General features: G+C 70.9%; 2 protein-coding genes. Both read left to right on the forward strand.

Translation table 11 applies throughout. The annotated features are described in order from the left end of the window. A partial coding sequence (locus D7V93_RS39000) for an SDR family NAD(P)-dependent oxidoreductase (RefSeq protein ID WP_120648133.1) occupies positions 1-2,240 on the forward strand: 2,240 nt, incomplete at its 5' end. 10 nt (positions 2,241-2,250) lie between these two features. Then, a partial coding sequence (locus D7V93_RS39005; RefSeq protein ID WP_147451572.1) for a non-ribosomal peptide synthetase occupies positions 2,251-4,385 on the forward strand: 2,135 nt, incomplete at its 3' end.

Raw genomic sequence — 4,385 nt, forward strand, 5'->3', positions numbered from 1 at the left:
CCTCCCTCGGCTCGCCCCTCTTCCTCGAAGTCGGCCCCGGCCAGACGCTCACCCGCCTCGCCCACCTCTCCACCCGCGCCCACTCCAACGCCCTCGTCCTCTCCTCCATGCGTCACCCGCAGGAGGACGCCGATGACGTGCGCGTGCTGCTCGCTTCCCTCGGCCGCGCCTGGCTCTCCGGCGCCCCCATCTCCTGGGACGCCGTCCACCCCACGCCGCCTCGCCGCGTCCTCCTCCCCACCTACCCCTATGAGCGCCAGCGCTTCTGGGTAGAGCCCGGACGCGCCTCCCTCTCCTCACTCGCGGATCCGCTTCGCAAGCAGCCCCACGTCGCTGACTGGTTCTACCTGCCCTCCTGGAAGCGCTCCCTTCCGCCTCGCGCTGCTTCCTCCTCGCCTCGCCGCTGCCTCGTCTTCCTCGACGCGCTCGGCCTCGCCTCCTCCCTCGTCTCCCGCCTCGAGGCCCTCGGCCACTCCGTCTTCACTGTCTCCCCGGGCTCCGAGTACCAGCGGAGCGGTCCGCGCTCCTTCACGCTGAACCCGGCGCTCGGCGGCGATTACGAGCGGCTGCTCACCGCCCTCCAGGTCCAGGAGCAGCCCCTGGACACCGTCGTGCACTGCTGGAGTGTCACCGCCGACGAGCGGGCAGCCCGGGATGAACGGGAGCACTTCGAGCACACGCAGGAGCGGGGCTACTACAGCCTGCTGTTCCTCGCCCACGCGCTCGACACGCTGGGCGGTCACACGCCCCTGCGCATCGAGGTCGTGTCGAACCGCCTCTGCGACATCACCGCCCTGGAGCCGGCTCAACCGGAGAAGGCCACGCTGCTGGGCCCCTGCAAGGTGATCCCGCAGGAGTACGCGCACCTCGCCAGCCGCTGCATCGACATCGTGCTCCCCGAGGGAGGCGTCTCCCCGTCATCGGCGCTCGTCGGCCAGCTCGTCGCGGAGCTTGAAGCCGACGCCGCGGACCCGGTGGTTGCCTATCGCGGCAATCAGCGCTGGGTGCAGGCCTACGAGCAGCTCCGGCTGGAAGCCGCCGCGCTGCCGGGACCGACGCTGCGCCAGCACGGGATGTACCTCATCACGGGCGGGCTCGGCGGCGTCGGCCTGCTGCTGGCCGAGCACCTTGCGCGGACCGTCCAGGCCCGGCTCGTCCTCGTCGGCCGCACCGGTCTTCCCTCCCGGGAGCACTGGCCGGAGTGGCTCTCCCAGCACCCCTCGGAGGACCCTACCTGCCAGCGGATCCGCAAGGTCCAGGAGCTGGAGGCGCTGGGCGCCGAGGTGCTCGTGCTGAGCGCGGACGTCGCCCACCTGGACGCGATGCGCGCGGCCCTCGCCCAGGCCACCGGGCGCTTCGGCCCCCTTCACGGCGTGATTCACGCGGCGGGCATCACCCACGGCACGTCCATCTTCAGCCCCCTTCGCGACGTGGGCCGCCCGGAGTCCGAGTTGCAGTTCCAGCCCAAGGCCCACGGGCTCTACGTGCTGGACACGTTGCTCCGGGACTCGGCGTTGGACTTCTGCGTGCTGCTGTCCTCGAACGCCTCGGTCCTGGGCGGCCTGGGCTTCGTCGCGTACTCGGCGGCCAACCTGTTCGTCGACGCCTTCGCTGCCCGTCAGAACAAACGGGGCGGGACGCCGTGGATCAGCACGAACTGGGATGGGTGGCAGGTGCAGCAGCCAGAGCCGCGCGCCCAGGTCCGCACCAGCATGGACCGCTACACGATGACGGCGCCGGAAGCGCTCGACGCCTTCCAGCGGATCCTCACCCGGGGGCTGGGCTGCGGGCAGCTCGTCGTCTCGACCGGAGACCTCCAGGCCCGGCTCGCCCTGTGGCTCCAGCGCGACGCGGCGCTGCCTGGCACGGCGGAGGCGGCCGCATCGGCACCGCATGCACGCCCCCACCTGAAGACGCCCTACGCCGCACCCGCGACGCCCATCGAGAAGGAGCTCGCCCTCATCTGGCAGGAGCTGCTGGGGGTCGAGCAGGTCGGCCTGCACGACAACTTCTTCGAGCTGGGTGGCCACTCGCTGCTGGGGACGCGGGTCGCCTCGCGGCTGCGGGAGGTGTTCCAGGTCACCCTGCCGCTGCGGAGCCTCTTCCAGTCCCCCACCGTGGGACAGCTCGCCACGCTCGTCGAGGAGCACCTGGCCGAGCAGGTCGACCCGGAGGCCCTGGCCGAGCTGGAGCAGCTCTCTCCGGACGAGCTGAAGGCGCTGCTCGACGCGGGCACGTGAGGACCCCGACATGAGCGACCTTTCCAAGCGGATCCGCGGCCTATCTCCGGAGCAGCTCAAGCTGCTGACGAAGCGTGTCGGCCAGCAGAAGAAGGACTCGGCACCGGACGGCATCCGCCCCCGGGAGCGGGGAGCCTCCGCGCTGCCCCTGTCCTTCGCGCAGGAGCGGCTGTGGTTCATCGACCAGTTGCTGCCGGGAAGCCCGCTCTACGTGATTCCCCTGGCGGTGCGCCTGACGGGGGCGCTCGACGTGTCCGCACTGGCGCACAGCCTGCGCACCGTCGTCCAGCGCCACGAGTGCCTGCGCACCACCTTCCAGCTCGTCGACGGGCGGCCCGTGCAGGTCATTGCTCCGGCCCAGGACGTCCCGCTGCCGCTGATGGACCTGCGCTCGCTTCCGGCCGACGCCCGATCCTCCGAGGTGGCCCGGTACACGCAGTCCTTCGCCCTGCAACCCTTCGACCTGAAGCAGGGGCCGCTGCTGCGCTCCTGCCTGCTGCGGCTCGCGGACGACTCGCACCTGTGGCTGCTGTCCATGCACCACGTCGTGGCCGACGGCTGGTCCCTGGGCGTGCTCGTCCAGGAGGTCGCCGCCCTCTACGCCTCCGCGCTGCGCGGCCAGCCGGATGCGCTGCCTCCGCTGCCCATCCAGTACGCCGACTACGCGCTCTGGCAGCGCGAGTGGATCCAGGGCCCGGCCCGTCAGCCGCTGCTGGACTACTGGACCCGCCAGCTCGCGGACGCGCCCACCATCCTCGAACTGCCCACCGACTTCCCGCGTCCGTCCATCGCGACCACGCGCGGCGCGCTCCATCCCTTCCAGCTCCCCTCGGAGCTCACGGCGTCCCTGAAGGCACTCAGCCGGGAGGAGGGGGTCACCCTCTTCATGACGCTGATGGCCGCCTTCCAGGTCCTCCTCCAGCGCTACTGCGCCAAGGATGACTTCGTCGTCGGCACTCCCATCGCCAACAGGACGCGCAGCGAGACCGAGACGCTCATCGGCTGCTTCATCAACACGCTTCCCATTCGCGCGAACCTCGCCGGACAGCCCTCCTTCCGCGCGCTGCTGCGCCGGGTGCAGACCACCTGTCTGGAGGCCTACGCGCACCAGGAGCTGCCCTTCGAGCACCTCGTCGATGCGCTCCATCTCTCGCGCGACCTCAGCCACACGCCGCTCATCCAGGTCCTCTTCATCCTGCAGAACGCGCCGCTGCGCGCCCTGGGCCTGCCGGGTGTGACGCTGGAGGTCGAGGGCACCGACACCGTCACCGCGAAGTTCGACCTGACGCTGTCACTCCAGGAGACCGGGGACTCGATCCGCGGGTTCCTGGAGTTCAACACCGACCTCTTCGCGCCAGAGACGATCGCCCGGCTGGCCGAGCAGTTCGCCACCCTGCTGACCGGAGCCGTCGCGTCACCCGACGCACGCTTCAGCGAGCTGCCGGTGCTGCCCGAGGCGGAGCGTCAGCGGTTGCTGGTGGACCTCAACGCCACCACCACGCCCTACCCGCTGGAGCAGTCCCTCCCCGCTCTCTTCTTCGCCCAGGCCGCTCTCACTCCGGATGCCACCGCCCTCTTCACCTCCGAGACGCGGCTCTCCTTCCGGGCCCTCTCCGAGCGCGTCTGCCGCCTCGCCCACCACCTGCGCCTCCTCGGCGTCGGCCCCGAGGTCACCGTCGGCGTCTTCCTCCAACGCTCCGACGACCTCGTCACCAGCCTCCTCGCCATCCTCTGCGCCGGCGGCGCCTACGTCCCCCTCGACCCCGCCTATCCCTCCGAGCGCCTCGCCCTCATGCTCGAGGACTCCCGCGCCTCCCTCGTCCTCTCCCACTCCGCCCTCCGCGAGAGGTTGCCCACGGGAGCGCACCGTGCGCTGTGCCTCGATGAGGTGGCGGGCGAGATTGCCTCGCGGCCTGCGTCTCCTCCGCCGCTGCGTCTCTTCCCGGAGAACCTCGCCTACCTCATCTACACCTCAGGCTCCACGGGGCGTCCCAAGGCCGTCGCCATCACCCACCGCAGCGCAGTCGCCATGCTCTTCTGGGCCCGCGACTGCTTCTCCCTCGAGGAGCGCTCCGGCGTCCTGGCCAGCACCTCCGTCTGCTTCGACCTCTCCGTCTTCGAGCTCTTCCTCCCCCTGTGCTTCGG

This window comes from Corallococcus llansteffanensis, assembly GCF_003612055.1.
Lineage (GTDB): Bacteria > Myxococcota > Myxococcia > Myxococcales > Myxococcaceae > Corallococcus > Corallococcus llansteffanensis.